This is a genomic window from Nonomuraea sp. CA-141351, assembly GCF_050944675.1.
Classification (GTDB): Bacteria; Actinomycetota; Actinomycetes; order Streptosporangiales; family Streptosporangiaceae; genus Nonomuraea.
On the sequence record NZ_CP191982.1, the window covers coordinates 12,303,573 to 12,324,920 of the forward strand.

The window sequence follows — 21,348 nt, forward strand, 5'->3', positions numbered from 1 at the left end:
GCCGGTTTCACGGAGGCGGTGCTCAGCGGAAGACCGCGCCCGTCCTGTGGCCCATGGTGATCCGCGCCGCGGGCCGGGCAGAAGGGGCCGATCGGCGAGATCGAGGAAACGCTTTACGGAGGTCCCTCATGCCGTACTTGACCCAGCTGGCCGACGTCGCCCGGAGCACGGGCAGCCCGGTGACCGAAGTGGCCGGGTGGAAGACCCGCGGGCACGGGCCGCAGCCCGAGGTGCAGGGCATCGTGTGCCACCACACCGCGGGCCCGGCCGGCGGCGGCGACTACCCGTCGCTCGCCGCCGTGCGCGACGGCCGCCCCGGCCTCGACGGGCCGCTGTCGCACTTCGGGCTCGGCAGGTCCGGCCACATCTACGTCATCGCGGCGGGACGCTGCTGGCACAACGCCCCCTCGACCTCGCCCTACCACGACAACTCCAGCTCGATCGGCATCGAGGCCGAGAACAACGGCACCCAGCCCTGGCCCGACGCCCAGAAGGACGCCTATATCCGGCTGTGCGCGGAGCTGTGCCGCGAGTTCGGCCTGCCCGCCTCGCGCGTGAAGGCGCACCGCGAGGTCAACACGTCCAAGCCGGACCCCCACTCCATCGACATGAACGACTTCCGGGCGGCCGTCGCCGCCCGGATCGAGGGCAAACTCTCCTGGACGGAGGAGATCGTGAAGGACCTGCCGATGATCCGGCTCGGCGACGACAACTACGACGTCAAGACCGTCAGAGGTTGCCTGTTCGCCCGGGGCCGGGTCCCCGTGTCCGCCTATGAGCAGGTCGGGCTGGAGGACTGGCTCAAGTCCACCCGCTGCGACCCCGGCCTCGTCGAGCTGGTACGCGGGTTCCAGCACGCCGAGGGCATCGAGGAGGACGGGTTCGTCGGCCCGGAGACCTGGCCTTCGCTGCTACGGGTGTGAGCCCTGCTCGCGGCGGCAGCCGCGGGGCCGCTCGGGGCGGTCGTCGGTCCAGCCGGACTCCGGCGCCCATGCCGTGTAGTACATGATGGTCCCTTTGGGGAGCCCCTCCGTGCTCTCCCCCGCCGCCGTGACGTCCGCCAGGATGACGCCCGTGCGCAGATCGAGGACGGTCGTGTGGTCCTCGGTCACCTCGTCGTCCTTGCCGAACTCGGCGAAGTAAGGGTTGCCCTTGTCGAAGTCCACCTCAAGGCCAGGCCGTCCCAGCGGGTCGGTGGAGCGGCCCCGTACGCTGGTCGCCGGCAGGTCGGCGAGCAGGCGCAGGACGGCAGCCCTGGCAGGGGGCCTGATCGCCATTTCCAGCAGGTGACGGGAGCGGGCGAGCACCTCCTCGTCCGTCTCCTTGGCCAGCCGCCAATGGGCGCGCACCCACTCCCGTAGCCCCTTGTCGTCGGCGGGCAGGGCGGCGAGCTCCGCCATGGTGAGATCGCCCAGTCGCCGGTCGCCGAGCACGCCGTCCGGCTCGACCGCGCGCTGGTACTGGCAGTCCAGGCGCTTGGAGCTCATCTGCACTTTCGGACAGTCGGCCGCTCGGGTGCCAGGCGTGCACACTCTCTGGACCTTGGCGGGAGACCCGGCCGCCCGCCACGCGCGCTCGTCCGCGGGGGTCGCCGGACGAAGTCCTGTCTCCTCCCTCCGCGTCTGAACGGGATCCTTCGGGTCACGTGGCGCCCACCACTCCGTTCTCGTCGAGTCCAGCGCATTGAAGGTCCTTCCGCCCGCGCGTACCCGGGTCAGGCCCTCATCCATCAGAGATTTACGCCAGTACGCACCGGTGTCGTCCGGCAGCTTCGCGACCTGGTCCGCCAACTGGCGCAGGGCGTCGTTGCCCCGTGTCGGCACCAGCACGGGCGCGGGTACGGCGGTCATGTTCGACACCAGCGTGACGACGGCCATGACGACGGCGATCGTGACGACAGCAGTCCCAAGGGTCCAGCCCCAGCCGAAGCGGCGCCGTACCGGCCCGAACTTCATGGACGGCCGGGTCGGCTCGTGCTGGGCGGCGAAGAGCCGGGCGCGGGCCCGCTCGACCACCTCGGCTGAGGGCGGCGGCGCGTCGGGCAGCGATCTGGCCAGGAGGTCGAGCTCATCCATGGGACTCCTTCAGGGGGTTGACTTCGCCGAGCGTCTTACGGAGCTTCTTGCGTGCCCGGTTGAGCCGCGACGCCACCGTGCCCACCGGGATCTGAAGGGCCGCGGCGACCTCGGCGTGGCTGAGCTCGCCCAGCGCACTCAGCAGGACCACGTCTCGGTCCCCACGGTTGAGCCCGGCCAGCGCCTCCGCCAGCCTCCCGATCAGCTCCCCCGCCGCCACGCGGGCCAGCGCGACGTCCTCGGGGTCGTGCTCGGCGCGTTCTGCGGTCCGGCTGAGCGCCTTCCACCTGCGGATCTCGGTACGGCGATGCCGCGCGACGAGGTGGGTGGCGATGCCGTACAACCACGGCCGCACCCCACCCCTGGACGCGTCGTAGCCGCCCCGGTAGGCCGCCAGGAACACCTCGGCGGCCAGATCGTCGGCGGTGTCGTCCGACAGCCGCCTGGCGATGTAGCGGTGGATCTCGGCGAAGTGGGCGTTGAAGATCTGCTCGAAGCCGGCCCGTAGATCGGGAGGGTCGGTCAGGTCGGGTGGAACAGCCATGCAGGCGTCTCCGCTGGGTCGGGTAACGGCGGTCGCCCCTTCTTGCCCGAAGCGCCCCCAGACTTTCACGCCCGAAGACTGATCCGTCGACGTCTCGTCTTGCTTCATTCAGATATTTCGGTTATTGCTGTAACAGCTAGACAATGCAGTAGTAAGTCCGTCGGCCGCGGAGGTGCGTGCCCGCGGCCTGCGCCCGGAGTTCACCCGCTCATAGGGAGCGGTCACCAGTTGCCGGTCTCCGGGCCCATCTCGCCGTACTCGACCTTCCCTTGTCGCTCGTACGTGGCCTCGATGACACCCGAGCCCGACGTCGCGCTGTCGACGAGCCGGAGCCCGGCGGGGATGGTGCCCTCGGCGAAGAGTCGCTTGCCGGAGCCGAGGAGCACCGGGAAGACCAGCAGATGGAACTCGTCGACCAGGTCGTGCTCGACGAGCGTCTGCACGAGGTTGCCGCTGCCGTGGACCTGGATCTCGCCGCCCCCTCCCCGCTTGAGCTCGGCCACCGCCTCAGCGGCGTCGCCGGCGAGCAGCGTCGAGTTCTGCCAGGCCACGCGGTCCAGGGTCCGCGAGGCGACGTACTTGGGCATGCTGTTCAGCTTCGCCCCGATCGGGTCGTCGGCGGGGGCCAGGGGCCAGGCGGCGGCGAAGATCTCGTACGTCCTGCGCCCGAGCAGCAGCGCGTCGCCCCGCTCGACCAGCGCCGTCATCACCCCCATGAGGTGCTGGTCGAAGTGGGGCACGGTCCAGCCGCCGTGCTCGAACCCGCCGTCGCGGTCCTCGTCGGGCCCGCCCGGCCCCTGCATGACGCCGTCCAGCGAGACGAACGTGGTCACCGTCAGCTTCCGCATGTGGTTTCTCCTTCCCTCATTCACCACGAGGGACGAGCCGGGCCGGAATCGACAACCTCAGCCGGAGATCTTCGGCGTTGCGCGCATGCCGACATAGCACACCAGGGTTCCGTTGGGCAGGGTCGAGAAGACCACGGGCATGTAGTCCTCGCTGAACGACGGGCCGGCGCCGGAGGCGGCGAACACCGTCTCCGTGACCGCGGTCAGCTCCGCCTCCAGCGGCGGGGACAGGTCCTTCATGCCGTCCACGAACTCGTACCGGATCCGGTCGGGGGTGACGGTGATGACGACGCCCTCGCGCTTGTACGTGCCCACGTACGGCGTCATGTCCACCGCGGGCGGATCGGCCGGCGGGCCGAACGGCTCCGGCATGCGCACGCCGGCCAGCTCGTCGAGCAGCTCGCGGAACAGGGCGGCGTACAGCTGCCTGGCCCCGCCCCCGTTGGTCATCAGCGCCACGGCCACGCCTGCTTCGGGAATGACGCGCAGGTAGGCGTACTGCCCGATGGCGGCGCCGTCATGGCCGTAGCCGAACACGCCATCCCAGTCGTACAGGGTCCAGCCCAGGCCCCAGCCGTCCGCGCTCACGGTCCACTTGTCCGGTACGTCCACCTCGTGCCGCTGCATGGCCGCCACCGCGTCGGCGGTAACGACGCGTGCGCCGTCGGGGGCCAGGCCCCCGGCCAGGTGCATCCGGGCGAAGCGGACGAGGTCACCCGATGAGGTGATGATCCTGCCGTACGGGCCCGCCGAGCGCGGCATCATGTCCCAGACCGGCGCCGGGTCGGGGTCCTGGCCCGGCTCGCCCAGGTGGCTCATCGCCACCTGGAACCGCAGCGCCTCCTCCGGCAACGTCACCGAACGCTCCAGCCCGAGCGGGGCGAAGATCATGTCCTTGAGCGCCTGGTCCCAGGTCTTGCCGGTCAGCACCTCGACGAGGCGGCCCAGGACGACGTAACCGAGGCCGCCGTAAGAGACCGCCGTCCCCGGCGGGCAGTCCAGGGCCACATCCCGGGCGGCCTTGACATACTCGGCCAGGCAGTCGTCTCCGCGGCCCGAGTCGTAGGTGAAGTCGTTGGTGACCCCGCCGGTGTGGCTGAGCAACTGACGCACGGTGATCGCCCTGGTCGCCGCCTCGTCAGGGGTGGCGAACTCCGGCAGCACGTCCACCACCGGCGCGTCGAGGTCCAGCTTCCCGTCGCCGACCAGCTGCATCACCAGCGTCGCGGTGTAGACCTTGGCGATCGAGCCGGACAGGAACACCGAGTCGGGGGTCGCCGCCACGCCGGTGCCCCGGTGGAGCACGCCGCTGGCCAGCTCGTAGACCTGCCCGCCGGTCAGCACGGCCAGGGTCGCACCCGGCACGTGGTGGGCGGCGCGCAGCTCGTCGAGGCGGTGCTGCCAGCGCTCGGGGTAGAAGCTCCGCCCGGTCGAGTTCAGCGTTCCCCAGTCGCCCGTGGCGTTCCAGTTCGCGTTCATGATCTTTCTCCTCGAGGTCAGGAAAGGGCGGTCTTCTTGGGCATCACCAGCAGCGCCAGTACGGCGGCCGCCACCACGCCGGCGGCGCTGATGAGGAAGGCTGAGGACATGGCCGTGGTGAAGGCGTCGCGGGCGGCCCGCGCGATCCCTGCGTCGCAAGGCTGAGCGCGTTCCCGATCGAGAGCCGGGCCGCGTCCGGAGCGGTCGCGGGCATGGCCGCGGTGTAGGCGCTCGCCAGCACGCTGCCCAGGACGGCGATGCCCAGCGCCGCTCCGGCCTGCTGGATGGTGTCGTTCAGCGCGGAGCCGACGCCGGCGTGCTCGGCCGGGATCGTGCCCATGAGGGCCGAGACCGCCGCGGGCATGGCCAGGCCGCCGCCCGCCCCCATCAGGAGCAGCGCCGAGGCCGCGGTGACGAGGCCGCTCGACGGGTCCATGGTGCTCAGCAGCACGAATCCGGCCGCGCTCACGGCGAACCCGGTGACGATCAGCGTCCGGTTACCGATCTTCGAGCCGAGGGCGGCGCCCAGGGTGTTGCAGGCCAGCGAGGCGACGGCCATCGGGATGAAGGCCAGGCCCGCCTCGGTGGGCGTGTAGCCGAGGACGTACTGCGGGTACTGGGTGAGCACCAGCAGCAGGCCGCCGTTGCCGATCTGCACGAGGGTGAGCGAGAAGCTGCCGCCGCTGAAGGTGCGGTTGCGGAACAGGCGGAGCGGGACCATCGGGTACGGCGTACGCAGCTCCCAGACCACGAACCCGGCGAGCGCGACGACGGCCACGGCCGGCGCGGGCACGGACAGTCCGTGCGGCAGCTCGATGATCGTCCAGACCAGGGCCGACATGCCGGCCACCGACAGGACCGCGCCGACCGGGTCCGGCCTGGTCTGCGGCCCCTTGGACTCGGGCATGAGCACCAGGGAGGCGACGATCGCCAGCGCCGCGATCGGCACGTTGATCAGGAAGACCGCGCCCCACCAGAACCACGCGATCAGCGCTCCGCCCAGCACCGGCCCGCCGACCAGGCCGACCATGGCGACCGCGCTCCAGGCGGCCATCGCCTTGCGCCGCTCCCGCTCGTCGAACACGGTGATCAGGATCGACAAGGTGCTCGGCATGATCAGCGCGCCGCCGACGCCCATCACCGTGCGGGCGGCGATCAGCAGCACCGGGTCGGTGGCATAGGCGGCCGCCAGCGAGGCCACGCCGAACAGCGCCAGCCCGATGACCATCACGCGGCGCCTGCCGTACCGGTCGGACAGGCTGCCGGCCGTCAGCAGCAGCCCGGCGAAGACCAGGATGTACGAGTCCAGGATCCACTGAACGTCCTGCGCGCTCGCGCCCAGATCGGCGGTCAGCGGCGGGTTCGCCACGGAGAGCACCATGTTGTCGATCACCAGCACGAGCGTGCTGAGGCACAACACCACCAGGATCAGCCAGCGGCGCGAACTTGTATACATCGGAAACCTTCCACAGTGTGCGTACATCGCTCTCGTTGTGCGAACAGCGTACGCATGAGAGTCTGCTGTGCGCAAGGCACCCATGGATGGACGGCCACGATGAGAAACTTCTGGCCGGTGCGCGTCGGTGCTGCCTGCGGCGATAAGGCCGGTGTCAGGGGGCGCCGGGCGAGGGGATCTTCGCCTTAAGCAGGACTTACTCGTCCTTCGTCACTCTGGTGTCATCGGGACTCTAGGAGATGACATGGACGCGAACGCGCCTCGCGAGGACAACGCCGGCGGCTGGAGCCAGTTCGGTGACAAGCCGCCCACAGCCGGGACCTTCACCCGGCCGGGGCCGGTGCTGCCGCCGCCCCCTCCGCCACGGCGGGCGGGGTTCGTGCTCACGCGCAAGGCGATCGCCGGGCTCGCGCTGGCCGCCGTGACGGCGTTGACGGCGGCGGCGCTCGGGGGCGGGGCCGTGGGCGCGTACGTGGCGGAAGGCGCGCGCCCGGCGCCGACCGTCACCACGACCGTGGCGAGCCCGGTCTTCCGCACGGCCTCGGGGCAGCTCACGGTCGCGCAGGTGGCGGAGAAGGTGCAGCCGTCGGTGGTGATGATCCAGGGGCAGAACGCCGAGGGGTCCGGCGTGGTGCTGTCGGAGGACGGGCTGATCCTGACCAACAACCACGTCGTGGCCGGGCAGGGTGACCAGTTGACGGTGAAGTTCAGCGACGGCAAGACGGCCAAGGCGAGCGTGGTCGGCACCGACCCGGCCACCGACCTCGCCGTCATCAGGGCGGCGGGTGTGTCGGGGCTGGCCAAGGCCACGCTGGGCGACAGCGACCAGCTCAAGGTGGGGGACGACGTCCTGGCGATCGGCAGCCCGCTCGGACTGGACGGAACGGTGACGTCGGGCATCATCAGCGCGCTCGACCGTACGGTGACCGCTGGGAGCGGCGGCCAGGACCAGCAGCTCCCGCCGGGCTGGGGGCAGCAGGGGCAGGCATCCGAGACGACCACGCTCGGCGGCATGATCCAGACGGACGCGGCGATCAACCCCGGCAACTCGGGCGGCGCCCTGGTCAACGCCGCCGGCGAGCTGGTCGGCATCAACAGCGCGGTCGCCGCCGACGGGGTCAACCTCGGCTTCGCGATCCCGGTGAACACCGCCAAGCAGGTCTCCGAGCAGCTCATCAGCAAGGGGAAGGTGAGCCACGCGTTCCTCGGAGTGAGCGTCACCGACGCCACCGGCGACGTGCCCGGCGCGCTGATCCGCCAGGTGACCGCGGGCAGCCCGGCGGAGAAGGCCGGGTTGAAGCAGGGCGACCTGATCACCAAGATCGGCAACACGGCCGTCCAGGGCGGTGACACGGTCGTCGGGCAGGTCCGCGGGTTCAAGATCGGCCAGCAGGTGCAGGTCACGTACCAGCGGGACGGGAAGACGAGCTCCGTGACGGTGACCATGGAGGAGAAGAAGTAGCGTTCCGCCGTCCACGTCGAGCGCCGGGAGCCGCCACGGCTTCCGGCGCACGGCCTTTACGTGGCCGCGCGCTCGACCACTGCGCTGCGCGGAGCACGCCTCGCGGGTCGCGGGCCCCTTTCGGTCACCATTGAGGGGCTTGTTCCGTCATTGAGGTATGAGCCCGATCGAGGATGTGACCGTGGACGCCAACGACTTTCTGGCCGGCCGATTCGAGGAACACCGCAGCCATCTCAAGGCGGTGGCCTACCGGATGCTCGGCTCGCTCGCCGAGGCTGACGACGCCGTGCAGGAGGCGTGGCTGCGGCTCAGCCGTACGGACTCGGGTGAGATCGACAACCTGGGCGGCTGGCTGACCACGGTCGTCGGCCGGGTATGCCTGGACATGCTCCGCACGCGGACCTCGCGGCGTGAGGACCCGCTGGAGCAGCGGCTGCCGGACCCGGTCATCAGCGGCGAGGACGGAGGCGATCCCGAGCAGCAGGTGCTGGTCGCCGACGCGGTGGGACTCGCGCTGCTCGTGGTGCTGGAGTCACTGAGCCCCGCGGAGCGGTTGGCGTTCGTGCTGCACGACATGTTCGCGGTGCCGTTCGAGCAGATCGCCCCGATCGTGGACCGCACCCCGGCCACGGCCAAGAAGCTCGCCAGCCGGGCGCGCCAGCGCGTGCGGGGGACGGTGCCGTCGCCGGATCCCGACCCGAGCCGGCAGCGCCGGGTCGTGGACGCCTTCCTGGCCGCGGCGCGTGGCGGCGACTTCGAGGCGCTCCTCGCCCTCCTCGATCCCGACGTGGTGATGCGCGTGGACGCGGGAGCCGTGGCGAAGGGCGGCATGTGGACGATCAACGGCGCCGCGGCCGTGGCCGGGCAGATGGCCAACTTCAAGCGGTTCAGCACCACCTACACGGCGGAGCCGGTGCTGGTGAACGGGGTTGTGGGGTTCGTCGGCATGCTGAACGGGGAGCCCCGGTCGGTGCTGAGCTTCATCGTCACGGACGGCAGGATCGCCGCCCTGGACATCCTCTCCGACCCCGACCGCATCGCCGGCCTCGCCCTGACCACACCGGCCGACTGACCGTCGGCGTCCCTTTGCGGGGTGAGGACAAGGGAGGCGGCTGTTCCAGAGGGCGGCCCCGCTTCAGCGGAGGGAGATGTGGAGGGCCTCGCCCACCTTCCGGTAGCCGACGCGGGCGTAAACCCGTGCGGCGCCGTCGTCGGCGGGCGTGAGGAACGGGGTCATGATCCCGGCAGCCGCGCCCTCGTGAGTCAGCAGCGCAGTGACCGCGCCCGCGATGCCGCGTCGCCGGTGCGAGGCCTGCACCGCGATGCCCGCCACCTCGGCGACCCCTTGGTGCGGGCGGCCGAGCTGCCCTGCGCCGACGACTTCGTCGCCATCCACGGCGGCCGCGACCAGGCCGCCGCCGTCCAGGACCCGCCGGAGCCGGGCGACGTCGTGCTCGGTGGCCTCAGGCGCCTCGAACGCCTCGTTCATCACCCGCGCGACGTGCCAGAGACTGGCATCGTCGGTCACGAGCGCGACCCGTACATCAACCGGTGCGTCCACCACCTCGTCCGGCCGGCAGACCAGCAGCGGGTAGCGGCCCTCCGCGGTGAAACCGGCCTCGAGCAGGGCGTCTTCCACCTTCGGGGCCACCTGCGGCACGTACTCGAGCCGGGGCGTCCTGGCCCGCCCCCGGAACGCCGCGATCAGCGCGGCGACCTCGTCCGCCGTCGGCGCGGCGTCGTCGTCGGGGATGGCGTAGTTGAACGGGAGCGCGTCGACATGCTCGTCGAACCGCATCAGGAACGGCCCGGACCGGACAACCCGATCACCTGCCGCCGACCTGAGATAGGCGTGTACCTCGGCGCCCAGCAAGCGCGCTCCTCTCCTCGAACGGCCGAACGACGACGTCACCCTACCGGCCCTCAGGTGAGGCCGACGATCGTGGCGCTCGCGCTGAGGGCGACGACGACGGCCCCTGCGGCGGGGAGCAGCGTGAACCGGTTTTCGCGCGTGTTCCCGTTGACGTCCATCCCGAACGGGATGTCCGTGCCGCCCGCCGCGTTCCAGGGCATGACGTGTGCCGTGACCGTCATGGAGGTCTGGCCGGTCGCCGTCACCTCCGCCACGAGCACGCCGTCCTTCAGCGGAACGAACCCGCTCCCCCAGTCGGGATGATCGCCCTGGTCCGGCCTCGGGGCGGTCCTCGCCCCGCCGGTGGCGTACGGCTCCGAGCGGTTCTCCGCGCGCGGGAGCACGTGGCCGTCGGCGACGAAGCGGTCGAGCGTGGCCTCGCTCCCGGTGACGGCCTTGACCGCCTTCCCCGTCTTCTGGTCCAGCACCAGGTCCGTCTCGTCCGCGATCCGCAGCCGCACAGCGCTCAGATCGTGGGAGGGGATGATCTCGACGTAGCCCGACCTCTCGCTCTCGTGCCGCCACACCTCGGCGCCGTCGGCGGGGTCGAGGCCGGTCACCTCGGTCTCCTCACCGCAGTCGGACACCACGGCGACGACGTCACGCAGCACCGCATACGGTTTCACCAGCCGTCGGTCGATGTGGCAGCCCTTCCGCACGGGACGCTCCCAGACATGCTTCGCGGGATCCGCAGGGTCTCTTCCGATCATCGTGCCGTCGCGGGAGATCCCGACGAGGCCGTGCGAGGCCGGATCGGTGTCCGCGAACGGCCGCCCGGCGTGCTCGGCCCGCACTTCGCCGGTGCGGGCGTCCAGCACCACCGTGCGCCCCCTGGTCTGCTCCTCACCCATTTCCTGGCCGAAGGTGAGCACCATGACGCTCCCGTCGGGGGCGACCTCGAAACCGGTGGCCGCCGCGGCGGGCCTGCGGTAGTGCCAGCGCTCGCGGCCCGTACGGGTGTCCAGCGCCACGACGCCGTCGCCGGTCCTCACCAGCGCGTTGCCGCCGGCGACCGCCACCTGCCTGGCGGGAGTGCCGTCCGGCACGTTCCAGCGCCAGGCGAGCCTGCTCACCGTCCCGGCCACGGCCGCCTCAGGAAGGACGCTCTCGCCTGCGGTGACGGCCTCGACCGGCAGCGTGGCGCCGGCGAGCGACATCGCCGCCAGCACCGCCGCCGTGGCGGCCAGCCCGGTACCCATGCCCGCGAAGGGCTTGACCCTGAAGTCGGGCACGACCGCCGCCATGAGCACGATGCCGGCCGTGGCGGCCACGAGGCCCGTGCCGAAGAGGATCTCGCCGTACTCCGGCAGCCCTCCTGCGAACGTCTGCCGTACCCGCCCGATCCCGTACAGAGCCAGTGGTACGGCGACGAAGGCCACCGCGATGGCCCGTACGCGCACGGTGACCTGCGCCTCGGCCAGCCCGGTGTCGTCCCCCTCCGCGCGAGCCGTCGCACGCGCCAGCCGGATCAGGTCGATCACCAGCCAGATCAGCAGCCCGAGCGCCAGCAGGAGCCCGAGGTTGATCAGGATCGGCAGCTCGACGGGCAACGGGCGCCGCAGGAAGTACCCCCATCCCGCCGCGCCTGTCCCAGCCAGGGCGACCCCCGCCCCTAACCATCCCTTCCGCACGACTTGTGCAACGCACTTTCTGACAATCTGGTTCCACGGCCGGATAACAATCGGGTCATCGGCCGTCCCCTGCACTGTCTGGAGAACGGGAAGGGGTAGTGCCAGCCCTACCCCGGCTTTCCAGTGCACGGGATCGATCAAGGAGGGCCCTGACCGACAGGCTTGGTGGTGTCGGAAACGCCCCGCCAAGCACGGAGAACTCCCATGAAGAAGCCCCTCACCCTCATGATCTCGGCGCTGGCCACCGCCGCCGGGCTGGCCGCCCCGGCGTACGCCCAGGCTCCCGCGGACCCCGTACAGGCGGATCTGAACAAGCTGGTCCCCGATTTCCCCGGGGCGTTCGCCACCGTACGTGACGCTGACGGGAAGACCCGGAGCTACACCGCGGGTGTGGCGGACCTGGAGACCGAGGCGGAGATCCCGGCCGACGCGCGGGCGCGGATCGGCAGCGCCACCAAGATGTTCACCAGCGTGATCGTCCTGCAGCTCGCCGGCGAGGGCAAGGTCGAGCTGGACGCGCCGATCGAGAAGTACCTGCCCAAACTCATCCGCGGCAACGGCAACGACGGCCGCAAGATCACCGTCCGCCGGCTGCTCCAGCACACCAGCGGCCTGCCGAACTACACCAAGTACATCCCGCCGATCTCCGAGCTCCAGCACAAGTACATGGAGCCCAGGGAGACGCTGGACCTGGCGCTGGCGCACAAGCCGTCGTTCGCGCCCGGCAAGAGCTGGGAGTACAGCAACACCGGCTATACCGTGCTCGGCCTGCTCGTCCAGAAGGTCACCGGGCGGCCGATCGGCGAGGTGATCACGGACCGGATCATCGAGCCGCTCGGGCTGCGCGACACCTACTGGCCCGCGCTCGGCGAGCAGGTCATCCGCGGGCCGCACCCCAAGGGGTACGCGGTCAAGAAGCCCGGCGAGCCCCCGATGGACGTCACGAACCTGGACCCGTCATGGGGATGGGCGGCCGGGGAGCTCGTCGCCACCCCCGATGACGTCAACCGCTTCCTCGTCGGGCTGATGGACGGCAAGCTGCTCAAGCCGGCGCAGCTCCGGCAGATGAAGCAGACGGTCGAGGCCCCCGCGCTGACGAAGGGCTGGCGTTACGGGCTCGGGCTGATCAAGTTCCCGCTGAGCTGCGGGGGTTACGCGTGGGGCCACGGCGGCGACATCGACGGCTTCGAGACCCGCAACGGCATCACCGAGGACGGCCGCGCGGCCACGGTCGCCGTGACCGCTCTGCCCACCTCGCTGACCTCCGCGGAACGCGTCAACGCCGCCCTCGACAGCGCCCTGTGCGCCGGAAAGTAGATCAGTCGCCCAAATCGCGGGCGACGTTGTCCAGCCGGGTCGCCAGGTCCTCCAGGGCCTGGTCGGACAGCTCACCCTCCGGCAGCCGGGCCGCGATCTCGTCACGGCGCGCGATGACCAGCACCTTGTGCGCGTCGTCCACCTCGCTCGCGGGCAGGACCACGCACTCACCACGGACGTACACCAGCGTGGCGTCGGCGTGCTCCGACTGCAGCAGCTGGCGAACGCATTCGTAATCGATGAGAGACATATCCGCTCCTCTACCCCGGACTGGACTTCAGCAGGGCGTTTACCCAGATAGCCGCCCTATTCACCCGAAGGTCGGCGGGCCTCCGTCGGAACGCGTTCGCCGCACGCTGAACCCCACGAGGTACACGGCCGCCGCCAGCGCCACGACGGCCGGCGGGATGGCCAGGAGCGGCTGCCCGGCCAGCAGGGCCAGCACGGTCAGGACCACCCCGGCGAGCAGCCCGAGCGCGGCGGCCAGCAGGCGCACGCTGAGCCGGCTGGAGGGCTGCGGCGACTTCGGCCACTCCCCGTGGCCGCCTCCGGGCACGTCGGGCACGCCGGTGTCGCTCACCACTCCGGAGGGGCTGATCTCCTCGGGAGGCGGCGGCTCACGCAGTACGGGAGCGAAGAACTCGTCCTCGGGATCGTTGTCTCGCCTCTTCATCCTGAATCACCTCGCCGGATCGGCTTCGTCCAGCTCGTGCAGGAACGGGTTGACCACGGCGTTGAGCTCGGCAAGGAGCGCTTCGAGCGAGGCCTGCGCGTCGTCGAGGTTCGGCAGCCCCTCGGCCCGCGCGTGGGTGGGCGTGGGCAGGCGGTCCACCGGCAGGGGCACCCGGAGCTCCAGTGTGCTCAGCGCGGTCGGCCGCTCGTACGGCGGCGGCACGTACGTCGGCTCCTGGCGCTGCCAGGTCCACCACCCCGTGGGCAGCCCGACCTGGGGAGGGGCCGCGAGCTCGACCACAGCGAGCAGCCCCGCCGCCTCCTCGGGCCGGTGGCAGGTCGCGTCCAGCACCCGCGGATGGCGGCGTACGTACGCGTGCTCCGCCACCGGGCGCGTGGCCACCTCCCACGCGCCCAGCGCGAAGTGCAGCGGGTCCAGCGTGACGCCGCCCGCGGCCGGTTCACCGTCCACGGCCTCGAACGCGTGCCTCCACTTGCGCAGCTCTTCGCCGTAACGTTCCTGCGCGTTGCCCTGGTCCTCGCCGTCATGCCCTCGCGTGGCGGCGATCCAGAAGGCCTGCGTGCCGGCCATGCGCCTCCCCCGTGTCAGCCCTTGATCTCGATGCGCCGGGCGCGGCCCTTCTCGGTCTTGGGCACGCGCACGGTCAGGATGCCGTCGGCCAGCTCGCCGCCGATGTGCTCGGTGTCGGCGTCGCTGGGCAGGACCGTCCGGTAGACGAACCGGCCGGTGCGCCGCCGCAGCATGTTGCCCTTCTCCTCCTCGTTGATCTCCCCGGACACGCAGAGCTCGCTGTCGTTGACCTCGACGTTGATGTCCTCCCGCCTGATGCCGGGAAGCTCGGCGCGTACGACGTAGGCGTCCGAGGTCTCCTCGGTCTCCGCCACCGGCCGCCAGGCGGCGACGTCGGTCTCGGCGCCCTGCTCGAACAGCCGCCCCATCTGATCCCACAACTGCTGGAACTCCGTGAAGGGATCCCACGCCCGTCTCTGCCAGGGCACGCCCGTCTGCGCCGTTCCGCGATTACGCCTTATCGGCAAAGTCACTGCTTTCTCACCCCCGGGCCGTGAGGGGCGCCCTCGCCCCCCTCATCCAGATTCATCCCGTCCTTACCCGCGCCAATACCCGCAAACTCGTCCCGTGAACGGTTCCGTCGCAGGCCAGAGTGGGTGTCGAAGCCACCCGGCAGGGAAGCTGGACAGATATGACCGAGGGAACGCGACGGCATCGGGGGAGCCCGCGATGACGGTCACGCTGGCGCTGGCCGGTGACACGATGCTCGGGCGCGGCGTCGCCGACCGGCTCGAACTGACCGCTGATCCGGCTCACTTCTTCGACACGGGTGTGCGCGCGGTGCTCGCCCGGGCCGACCTCGTCCTGCTCAACCTCGAATGCTGCGTATCGGACCGTGGCCGGCAGTGGGACCCGTTGCGCAAGCCGTTCCACTTCCGGGCTCCGCCCCAGACCGCGGCGATGCTGGCGGAGCTGGGCGTGCACGCGGTCACGCTGGCCAACAACCACGCGCTCGACTACGGCCAGGACGCCCTCCTGGACACCCTGGACCACCTGGCGGCCGTCGGCATCCGCACTGTGGGCGCGGGCGCCGACCTCGACCAGGCGTGGGAGCCCGCCGTGCTGGAGGCAGGGGGCATGCGCCTTTCGGTGCTGGGCGTCACCGACCATCCCTCCGAGTTCGCGGCCACCGAGCGCAGGCCCGGCGTCGCGTACGCAGACCTGGGCACCGGGGTGCCGGACCGCCTCACGAACACGATCAGGAGCATGAGCGGCGACGCCGTCCTCGTCTGTGTCCACTGGGGCCCGAACATGACCGCCGCACCCGTCACCCACGTCCGCCGCTCGGCCAAGGCGCTGGTGGGCGCGGGAGCGACCCTGGTGGCCGGACACTCCGCGCACGTCTTCCACGGGGTGGCCGGGCCGGTCCTGTACGACATGGGCGACTTCATCGACGACTACATCGTGGATCCCGAGCTACGCAACGACCTCGGGCTGATCTTCCTGGTCACCCTGGACGAGCACGGTCCGGTACGGCTGAGCGCCGTGCCCATAGCGCTCGACTACTGCCGCACCAGGATGGCGGACGAAGCCGAGTCCGGCTGGATCCGCCACCGCTTCGCCAACGCCTGCGCCGACCTCGGCACCGAGGTCCGGCATGAGGCGGGCACGCTCACCGTCGATCTCCGGCCATCGGCGGAGTGACCTGCGCATTTGGGAAGACGCGCCACTCACCTACAGTACTCGGTCAATTGCTGAAAGTGACCATAAGGTGGAGTCAGTGGCCCCAGTGAGGCCTCGGAACCTAGCGAGAGGATCGAGCATGGCGCAGGAACCGAGAATCGACGTCGAGACCGGAGCGGACTCGGTCAGTGGCAGCCTGACCGAGGAGCAGGTGGAGCGGATCGTCGACGCGCTCGGGGAGCAGGGAGTCTGGTTCGCGACCCCGCGGCCGCGCACGGTCGAGGCTCCCAGACCTGACCACGTCTGGGATCTGGTGGGCGACCAGCCGCATGAGGGACGCACGGCGACCGGCCGGGCCGCGGTCTACCTGGCGGAGAGGCACACCGCGCTGACCCGGCCGTTGATCTTCGCCGACGGCTTCGACCACGGGCCCAGCGACCTCGACGCGCTGTGGAGCCGCTTCAACGGGTCCGGTTTCCTCGACCAGCTCCGGGCGATGGGCATCGACGTCATCCTCCTCGGCTTCGACGAGCGGCAGACGTACATCCAGGCCAACGCGGCCGTGGCGGCCACCTGCGTGGGGCGCGCCATCCAGGAGCGGCAGGGTGACCTCCCGCTGGTCGTCGGCGGCGTCAGCCTGGGCGGCATGATCACCAGGTACGCGCTCGCGCGCCTGGAGAGCGAGGGCGTCGATCACCAGACCGACAAGTACTTCTCCTACGACACGCCGCACCTCGGCGCCTGGATCCCGCTGGCGCTCCAGCAGCTCGCCTACCTCCACGAGTCACTGCTGCCACAGTCGGGCGGTCCCGGTCAGGCCGAGCTGATCCGCAGCCCGGCCGCGCAGCAGCTTCTGTGGGGCTGGGTCGGGAGCGAGGACTACTCGGGCCCGGTGACCACCGCCAGCCGGCTGCGTACGGACTTCCTGGACGACCTGCGCAGGGTCGGCTGGTTCCCGATGCGGCCGTACAAGCTGGGCCTGGCCAACGGGGTCGGCAACGGCGCGGGGCCCGACCTGACGCCGGGCACGCCGGTGTTCGACCTGCACCACGACCCGCTGCAGCTCACGGCCAGGATCCAGCCGGACGGGGGCGAGCTGCAGAACATCGGCACGATCAGGTTCGGCGCTCCCGTGTGGACGAGCGCCACGTCGCGCGTGCCCGCGTTCGACGGGGCGCCGGGTGGCACGCTGGATTCCTGGGGCAGGGCGGGCGACGCGATCGGGCTGCCGATCCAGGAGCGGTTCCGCAGCAGCTGCTTCGTCCCGTCAGTCAGCGCGATCGCCCTGGCCAGGGACCCGTTGCAGTGGCATGCCGACCTTTACAAGGACCTCAGCGACCTGCCGAAGGACGAGACGTTCCTGGACGCGTTCTGCTGCGACACGGGCAACTCCGCGCACGGCGACGTCTCCAAGGTCCTGGTCGACTGGTTCCTGGAGCAGCTCGCCGGTTGGTAGAGCGGAAAAGTGCCGGCTCGCTCGAGCCGGCACTTCCGCGTCTCTAACGGGCGCACTGGTGCACGCACAGGAGCTGGTCGCGGGTGGCGTTCCTGTCGCGGTAGGCGATGACGGCGGGCCCCTCGGCGCTGTGATGGCCGGGCAGCCTCTCGCCGGCGCTCCAGCCGGAGCCGTCGAAACCGGCACACCACAGGCTCTGGTCGGAGCTGTCGCGGTGCACGCAGTAGATCCGGTCCTTGTAGACGGTGAGGGCCGGGTCCTCGGCGGTGGAGCACCCGGACAGCTTCTGATCGGGGGTCCAGGAGGAGCCGTCCCAGCGCGTCCACCACAGGCTGGAGTCGGCGCCGACATGCACGCAGTAGAGGTGGCCGCGGTAGACGGCCAGCGCGGGGTTGGACCGGCAGGCGTGGTTGGGCAGCTTCTGGCAGGGACTCCAGGAGGAGCCGTCCCACCGGGTCCACCACAGGCTGGAGTCCGTGCCGGCGTGCACGCAGTAGAGCTGCCCGTCGTAGGCGGCCAGCGCCGGGCCCGCGACGCTGGGGTGGTCCGAAAGCTTGGCGTCGGCGGTCCAGGAGGAGCCGTCCCACCGCGTCCACCACAGGGAATCGTTGCCGTCGCCGCGGTGCGCGCAGTAGAGCCGGCCGTCGTACGCCGCCAGCGCCGGGGCCGAGTCGCTGACGTGCCCGGGGAACTTCCGGTCCTCGCTCCAGCCCTCCTTCGCGTCGTAGACCGCCCACCACAGGCTGGTGTCGTTGGCGTCACCGCGGTGAACGAGGTAGAGCCGGTCCTGGAACTCGGCGAGGGCCGGGCCCGACACGTTGAAGTGCTCGATGAATCTCTGGTCCGCGCTCCACCCCTCGCCGGGCTCGTGAACGGCCCAGTGCAGCCCGGTGCCGGCGCGCCGGTCCTCTCGGGCGGGCACGAGCATGGCGGGCGAGGTCCAGGGCGAGGCCAGCTTCACGCCGTACGGCCGGGCGACCGCGGCGATCCGGTCGGCCTTGGCCCGCACCTGCCGCTCGACGATCGGCGCCACCCAGGAGCCGAGCACGATGGCCGCGGTCTGGCCGATGAGCTGCGGGATCTCGGCGGCCAGCAGCGCGGCGCTCTCGTTGAGGTGGATCTCGAACCCCCACCACCTGGACACCGGCCAGACGTCCGCGCCCATGGTGCGCAGCTCGCTCTGGAGCCGGCGCAGGCGGTCCTGGTCCTCGGACGGGAGCTCGGCGATCTGCCGCTCACTCTCCCCCTTGGCCGCCGGCCACTCGACGTCGACCGCCTCGCGCATCGAGGAGTCGTCGAGCAGCTCGCTCCTGACGGCCGCATCGACCGCGGCGGCGGCCGCCGGATCGTCCTGGCTGTGCAGCAGCACGGCCTCGCCGCCCACCGCCCCCGCCTCGAGCTCGGCGCTGTCAGCCCGGGTGTCATCAGTCATTTCCAGCCCCCCTGGAGTGGTACATCCACGAACCTGACCCATGGTAACCATATGTAGCTACATGATTACTTTGAGGTGCCTTCTGGGGGCGCTCGCACAGCCCGTCGCCGATGACGACCTGGTCGCGCGCCGGCACCGGCTCCATGTCTCCGCACACCAGCACCAGCCCCAGCATCGCAAGAACGTCAATGACAGTGCCGTGCGCTGTACAACGGTTTCCAGCAGATCGCCATCCTCATCGGCGTCGATGGGCCGGGTGTCACGGGGTCCGGAGAGGACCCCGTGACAAGTTGCGGCTGCGCAGGTCGACGTCCATCAAGCGGCGTCGAGGGCCTCGGTGATCTTGCGGGCCATCTCAGCCAGGGTGGGGCTGGGCTCGCCCTTCTGGGGCCGGGCGGCTGCTTCGATGGCGACCAGGACGGTGCGGCGGAAGTTGTCGGCCTCTGCCGGAGCCTGCTCGTTGAGCAGGCTCATGGCTGCGGTCAGGGCCGGCAGCACCTGGTCGGCGAGTTCGGCTACGGACTTGCCGTACTTCACGCCCTTGGGCGCCTTGGTGAGCACGTGCCCGACCAGGCCGGTCGCGGAGGTCAGGGCGATGGAGCCCTCGGTGGCGACCTTGTGGGCCGAGCCGGCGGCGCCGGCGGCGGACATCAACGAGACGGCGCCCCACGCGGCGACCCTCAGGGTGAGCGTGTCCTGGTCGGTAAGGGTGATCGACATGGCGTTGAGCTCCTTCGAACTGTTATGGGATCCAACTGAACGGACAGGCGCTGAACCGTTCATGGCATCCACCATCGCCGTCCGCCCTGATACCGAGCCGTTGCCGTCCTGACGCGACCGCTGACACGGCAGCATGCCGGAAAGGTGCTAATTGACCCAAGTAGCTGCGTACTCGGCCAACGCCTCGCCTCAACCGATCAACGCGCCCGGGTGGGCTCCAGGAGGCCCACCCGGCAACGGCGTGAAGGGCGGCTTGCCCCTCCACCTACTACTTCGACTCGTGGCGGCGGTGGTCGTCGCGCTGCGGCTTCCGTCCGCCGACGACCTCGAACGTGGCGGTGGCGACCTTGTTGCCGACCTTCACGGTCACCGTCTCGGTGCCCGGCTTGGCCTTGGACGGCACGGTCAGGGTCTTGGTGGCGCGGCCGGCGGAAAGCGAGACGCGGTAGTTCTTGCCCTCAGGGCTGGTCACAATGGCCGTGCCCGAGGGCAGGCCCTTGGCGGCGATCGTCACGTCGTACGAGGCGCCGGCACGCACGTGGTCCGAGTCGACGGAGACCTTGAGCGAGGCCGCACGAGCGTCATCGCGACCCTTGAACAGCTGGTCCTGGGGCACGGTGGGGCTCGAGTGCGCCGGCTGCGGGGCCCTGGCGGTCGCCGCGGGCTGCGGCCTGGCGTCAGCGAGGGCGGCGCCCGACAGGGGCAGGGCGAGCACGGCGGCGCTGGCGAGGGTCACGACGAAAGGCTTGGCGAAACGCATGAGTCAGTAATCCGATCCGGGACGACCTGGCCGAACTTCTGAATTCAGCCCCGAAGGTCGTCCCCACGCCGAACACCCTTCCGCCCCAATCTGAGAAACGCCTTTGATCAACTTATGTATTGGATAAGCGCAGGTAGCAGGCTCGACCGGGGGTCAGTGATCTGCAACACATAGTTTCTCTTATGCGATTTTCAGGTTCTTATCGGATTCGCTCTCAGGATCGGCGTCCGCCTCGGAGAATGGGCAGAACAACGGCGCCGCGCTGAAGGCCGCAACCTACGTCGAGGAGGACACCACCGACGTCGACAAGCTCACCACCACGGGCACCCCGTCCACCGACACCAAGGCGGGCTCGGTCGCCCCGACCGGCACCACCACGACCACCACCAAGTCGAAGAACGTCAACCTGCCCAAGACCATCGGCAAGGTCTTCTTCGTCGACTCGGCGGGCAACAAGCGCTGGTGCTCCGCCTCGTCCATCCAGGGCAAGTACGCCAACGTGGTCGCCACGGCCGGCCACTGCGTGTACGACACCTCCAACGACGAGCAGCTCATGGACAACTGGGTCTTCGTACCCGGCTACTACCAGGGCAAGGCCCCGTGGGGCGTCTACGTCGGCAAGCAGGCGTTCGTGCACTACGACTACAGCGTGTACGAGGACTACGACCGCGACTACGCGTTCGTCTCGGTCTACAACGGTGTGACGATCAAGGACTCGACCGTCACCAAGTCCGAGTACGACGCCGACCGCGGCAAGCCGGGGACCGACACGACTAAGGCGGACCACGGCTACTACGACCGGTCGTCGAACACGTACCACGTGATCGACGCCTCGGACGCGGGCCGCCTGGGCGACAACGTCGGCGGCCAGGGCATCTCCTGGAACCAGCCGCTGAAGAAGGCGCACTACGTCTTCGGCTACCCGCAGGCCGCGCAGCCCGACGGCAACAAGCCGTTCACGGGCGTCACGCCGAAGTGGTGCTACGGCACGACCACGGCCAAGACCGTGGGCTCGGCCGCCAAGAAGATCGAGGAGCACGTGGGCCTGAAGTGCTCCATGACAGCCGGCGCCGACGGCGGTCCGTGGCTGCTGAAGTACAGCAGCGCCAAGCGGCTCGGCTATCTCAACGGCGTGACCAGCGCCTTCTACGACCAGGACGAGAACGACCGGGTCGACTACATCAGCTCGCCGTACTTCGACGGCGAGACCTACAGCGTCTACGCCGCCGCGGCCAACGTCTGGTCCGGGAAGCTTTTCTGACCGAAAAGGCGGTAGCAGCTCTGCGTAGCTCTGATTGCGCTTTAAAGGGATAGGAAGGGTCCGGCACGCCGCCGGGCCCTTCCGCGCGTCACGCGGGGGCCGGCTCTC

The 21,348-nt window shown here is 70.3% G+C and carries 22 protein-coding genes; 7 read left to right on the forward strand and 15 right to left on the reverse strand.

Annotated elements, in window-relative coordinates:
- Positions 1-128: 128 nt before the first annotated feature.
- Complete coding sequence (locus ACQPWU_RS57885) at positions 129-923, forward strand: peptidoglycan recognition protein family protein (RefSeq protein WP_433435591.1); 795 nt, start codon at positions 129-131, stop codon at positions 921-923.
- Here ACQPWU_RS57885 and ACQPWU_RS57890 read toward each other — a convergent pair.
- The 5 genes from ACQPWU_RS57890 to ACQPWU_RS57910 form a co-directional block, all read right to left on the reverse strand.
- Entirely contained in the window at positions 912-2,075 is a 1,164-nt protein-coding gene (locus ACQPWU_RS57890; RefSeq protein WP_433435592.1) for a hypothetical protein, read from the reverse strand. The genes ACQPWU_RS57885 and ACQPWU_RS57890 overlap by 12 nt on opposite strands.
- Complete coding sequence (locus ACQPWU_RS57895) at positions 2,068-2,619, reverse strand: RNA polymerase sigma factor (protein WP_433435593.1); 552 nt, start codon at positions 2,617-2,619, stop codon at positions 2,068-2,070. Before ACQPWU_RS57895 ends, ACQPWU_RS57890 begins: the two co-directional genes overlap by 8 nt.
- A gap of 221 nt (positions 2,620-2,840) precedes the next feature.
- Entirely contained in the window at positions 2,841-3,467 is a 627-nt protein-coding gene (locus tag ACQPWU_RS57900; protein WP_433435594.1) for a dihydrofolate reductase family protein, read from the reverse strand.
- 57 nt (positions 3,468-3,524) lie between these two features.
- The gene (locus tag ACQPWU_RS57905) at positions 3,525-4,946 is read right to left on the reverse strand and encodes a serine hydrolase domain-containing protein (RefSeq protein WP_433435595.1); all 1,422 of its coding nucleotides are present in this window, start codon (positions 4,944-4,946) and stop codon (positions 3,525-3,527) included.
- A gap of 43 nt (positions 4,947-4,989) precedes the next feature.
- Positions 4,990-6,402: an MFS transporter gene (locus ACQPWU_RS57910; RefSeq protein ID WP_433435596.1), complete on the reverse strand. Its 1,413-nt coding sequence runs from the start codon at positions 6,400-6,402 to the stop codon at positions 4,990-4,992.
- A 244-nt stretch (positions 6,403-6,646) separates the two neighbouring features.
- Between ACQPWU_RS57910 and ACQPWU_RS57915 the strand changes: the two genes are divergently transcribed.
- Complete coding sequence (locus tag ACQPWU_RS57915; RefSeq protein ID WP_433435597.1) at positions 6,647-7,864, forward strand: S1C family serine protease; 1,218 nt, start codon at positions 6,647-6,649, stop codon at positions 7,862-7,864.
- A 181-nt stretch (positions 7,865-8,045) separates the two neighbouring features.
- The gene (locus ACQPWU_RS57920; protein ID WP_433445558.1) at positions 8,046-8,936 is read left to right on the forward strand and encodes a sigma-70 family RNA polymerase sigma factor; all 891 of its coding nucleotides are present in this window, start codon (positions 8,046-8,048) and stop codon (positions 8,934-8,936) included.
- Positions 8,937-8,999: 63 nt separating this feature from the next.
- Here ACQPWU_RS57920 and ACQPWU_RS57925 read toward each other — a convergent pair whose 3' ends face one another.
- A complete protein-coding gene (locus tag ACQPWU_RS57925; RefSeq protein WP_433435598.1) occupies positions 9,000-9,737 on the reverse strand; it encodes a GNAT family N-acetyltransferase in 738 nt (245 codons plus the stop codon).
- 50 nt (positions 9,738-9,787) lie between these two features.
- Positions 9,788-11,407 carry a PQQ-binding-like beta-propeller repeat protein gene (locus ACQPWU_RS57930; RefSeq protein ID WP_433435599.1) on the reverse strand — a complete coding sequence of 540 codons (1,620 nt, stop codon included), beginning with the start codon at positions 11,405-11,407 and terminating at the stop codon, positions 9,788-9,790.
- A 204-nt stretch (positions 11,408-11,611) separates the two neighbouring features.
- Here ACQPWU_RS57930 and ACQPWU_RS57935 point away from each other — a divergent pair, with 204 nt between their 5' ends.
- Positions 11,612-12,724: a serine hydrolase domain-containing protein gene (locus ACQPWU_RS57935; protein ID WP_433435600.1), complete on the forward strand. Its 1,113-nt coding sequence runs from the start codon at positions 11,612-11,614 to the stop codon at positions 12,722-12,724.
- Position 12,725: 1 nt separating this feature from the next.
- On the opposite strand, the gene ACQPWU_RS57940 is transcribed toward ACQPWU_RS57935, so the two are convergent.
- Genes ACQPWU_RS57940 through ACQPWU_RS57955 form a run of 4 tightly spaced genes read right to left on the reverse strand, consistent with a single transcriptional unit; the run spans position 12,726 to position 14,416 of the window.
- Positions 12,726-12,974 carry a hypothetical protein gene (locus ACQPWU_RS57940; RefSeq protein WP_433435601.1) on the reverse strand — a complete coding sequence of 83 codons (249 nt, stop codon included), beginning with the start codon at positions 12,972-12,974 and terminating at the stop codon, positions 12,726-12,728.
- 60 nt (positions 12,975-13,034) lie between these two features.
- A complete protein-coding gene (locus tag ACQPWU_RS57945; protein ID WP_433435602.1) occupies positions 13,035-13,397 on the reverse strand; it encodes a hypothetical protein in 363 nt (120 codons plus the stop codon).
- A gap of 6 nt (positions 13,398-13,403) precedes the next feature.
- Entirely contained in the window at positions 13,404-13,988 is a 585-nt protein-coding gene (locus ACQPWU_RS57950; RefSeq protein ID WP_433435603.1) for a hypothetical protein, read from the reverse strand.
- Between the two features lie 14 nt (positions 13,989-14,002).
- On the reverse strand, positions 14,003-14,416 hold the full coding sequence (locus ACQPWU_RS57955; protein ID WP_360685065.1) for an Hsp20/alpha crystallin family protein: 414 nt from the start codon (positions 14,414-14,416) through the stop codon (positions 14,003-14,005).
- A 241-nt stretch (positions 14,417-14,657) separates the two neighbouring features.
- Between ACQPWU_RS57955 and ACQPWU_RS57960 the strand changes: the two genes are divergently transcribed.
- Both ACQPWU_RS57960 and ACQPWU_RS57965 read left to right on the forward strand, forming a co-directional pair.
- On the forward strand, positions 14,658-15,632 hold the full coding sequence (locus tag ACQPWU_RS57960; RefSeq protein ID WP_433435604.1) for a CapA family protein: 975 nt from the start codon (positions 14,658-14,660) through the stop codon (positions 15,630-15,632).
- A 118-nt stretch (positions 15,633-15,750) separates the two neighbouring features.
- The gene (locus ACQPWU_RS57965) at positions 15,751-17,067 is read left to right on the forward strand and encodes a hypothetical protein (protein ID WP_433435605.1); all 1,317 of its coding nucleotides are present in this window, start codon (positions 15,751-15,753) and stop codon (positions 17,065-17,067) included.
- 43 nt (positions 17,068-17,110) lie between these two features.
- Here ACQPWU_RS57965 and ACQPWU_RS57970 read toward each other — a convergent pair whose 3' ends face one another.
- From ACQPWU_RS57970 to ACQPWU_RS57985, 4 genes are all read right to left on the reverse strand, one after another.
- The gene (locus tag ACQPWU_RS57970) at positions 17,111-18,499 is read right to left on the reverse strand and encodes a hypothetical protein (protein WP_433435606.1); all 1,389 of its coding nucleotides are present in this window, start codon (positions 18,497-18,499) and stop codon (positions 17,111-17,113) included.
- 315 nt (positions 18,500-18,814) lie between these two features.
- Positions 18,815-19,219: a hypothetical protein gene (locus ACQPWU_RS57975; RefSeq protein ID WP_433435607.1), complete on the reverse strand. Its 405-nt coding sequence runs from the start codon at positions 19,217-19,219 to the stop codon at positions 18,815-18,817.
- A 268-nt stretch (positions 19,220-19,487) separates the two neighbouring features.
- Positions 19,488-19,955: a hypothetical protein gene (locus tag ACQPWU_RS57980; RefSeq protein WP_433435608.1), complete on the reverse strand. Its 468-nt coding sequence runs from the start codon at positions 19,953-19,955 to the stop codon at positions 19,488-19,490.
- A gap of 300 nt (positions 19,956-20,255) precedes the next feature.
- The gene (locus ACQPWU_RS57985; protein ID WP_433435609.1) at positions 20,256-20,489 is read right to left on the reverse strand and encodes a hypothetical protein; all 234 of its coding nucleotides are present in this window, start codon (positions 20,487-20,489) and stop codon (positions 20,256-20,258) included.
- Here ACQPWU_RS57985 and ACQPWU_RS57990 point away from each other — a divergent pair.
- Positions 20,479-21,240, forward strand: a complete 762-nt coding sequence (locus tag ACQPWU_RS57990; protein WP_433435610.1) for a trypsin-like serine peptidase — start codon at positions 20,479-20,481, stop codon at positions 21,238-21,240. The genes ACQPWU_RS57985 and ACQPWU_RS57990 overlap by 11 nt on opposite strands.
- Positions 21,241-21,348: the final 108 nt, after the last annotated feature.

What these genes read in the sequence shown, in the direction of transcription:
- ACQPWU_RS57940 (WP_433435601.1), bottom strand. Translation starts at nt 12,974, where the DNA reads ATGTCTCTCATCGATTACGAATGCGTTCGCCAGCTGCTGCAGTCGGAG.
- ACQPWU_RS57965 (WP_433435605.1), top strand. Translation starts at nt 15,751, where the DNA reads ATGGCGCAGGAACCGAGAATCGACGTCGAGACCGGAGCGGACTCGGTC.
- ACQPWU_RS57895 (WP_433435593.1), bottom strand. Translation starts at nt 2,619, where the DNA reads ATGGCTGTTCCACCCGACCTGACCGACCCTCCCGATCTACGGGCCGGC.
- ACQPWU_RS57975 (WP_433435607.1), bottom strand. Translation starts at nt 19,219, where the DNA reads ATGTCGATCACCCTTACCGACCAGGACACGCTCACCCTGAGGGTCGCC.
- ACQPWU_RS57915 (WP_433435597.1), top strand. Translation starts at nt 6,647, where the DNA reads ATGGACGCGAACGCGCCTCGCGAGGACAACGCCGGCGGCTGGAGCCAG.
- ACQPWU_RS57950 (WP_433435603.1), bottom strand. Translation starts at nt 13,988, where the DNA reads ATGGCCGGCACGCAGGCCTTCTGGATCGCCGCCACGCGAGGGCATGAC.
- ACQPWU_RS57970 (WP_433435606.1), bottom strand. Translation starts at nt 18,499, where the DNA reads ATGACTGATGACACCCGGGCTGACAGCGCCGAGCTCGAGGCGGGGGCG.
- ACQPWU_RS57905 (WP_433435595.1), bottom strand. Translation starts at nt 4,946, where the DNA reads ATGAACGCGAACTGGAACGCCACGGGCGACTGGGGAACGCTGAACTCG.
- ACQPWU_RS57935 (WP_433435600.1), top strand. Translation starts at nt 11,612, where the DNA reads ATGAAGAAGCCCCTCACCCTCATGATCTCGGCGCTGGCCACCGCCGCC.
- ACQPWU_RS57900 (WP_433435594.1), bottom strand. Translation starts at nt 3,467, where the DNA reads ATGCGGAAGCTGACGGTGACCACGTTCGTCTCGCTGGACGGCGTCATG.
- ACQPWU_RS57910 (WP_433435596.1), bottom strand. Translation starts at nt 6,402, where the DNA reads ATGTATACAAGTTCGCGCCGCTGGCTGATCCTGGTGGTGTTGTGCCTC.
- ACQPWU_RS57960 (WP_433435604.1), top strand. Translation starts at nt 14,658, where the DNA reads ATGACGGTCACGCTGGCGCTGGCCGGTGACACGATGCTCGGGCGCGGC.
- ACQPWU_RS57885 (WP_433435591.1), top strand. Translation starts at nt 129, where the DNA reads ATGCCGTACTTGACCCAGCTGGCCGACGTCGCCCGGAGCACGGGCAGC.
- ACQPWU_RS57945 (WP_433435602.1), bottom strand. Translation starts at nt 13,397, where the DNA reads ATGAAGAGGCGAGACAACGATCCCGAGGACGAGTTCTTCGCTCCCGTA.
- ACQPWU_RS57890 (WP_433435592.1), bottom strand. Translation starts at nt 2,075, where the DNA reads ATGGATGAGCTCGACCTCCTGGCCAGATCGCTGCCCGACGCGCCGCCG.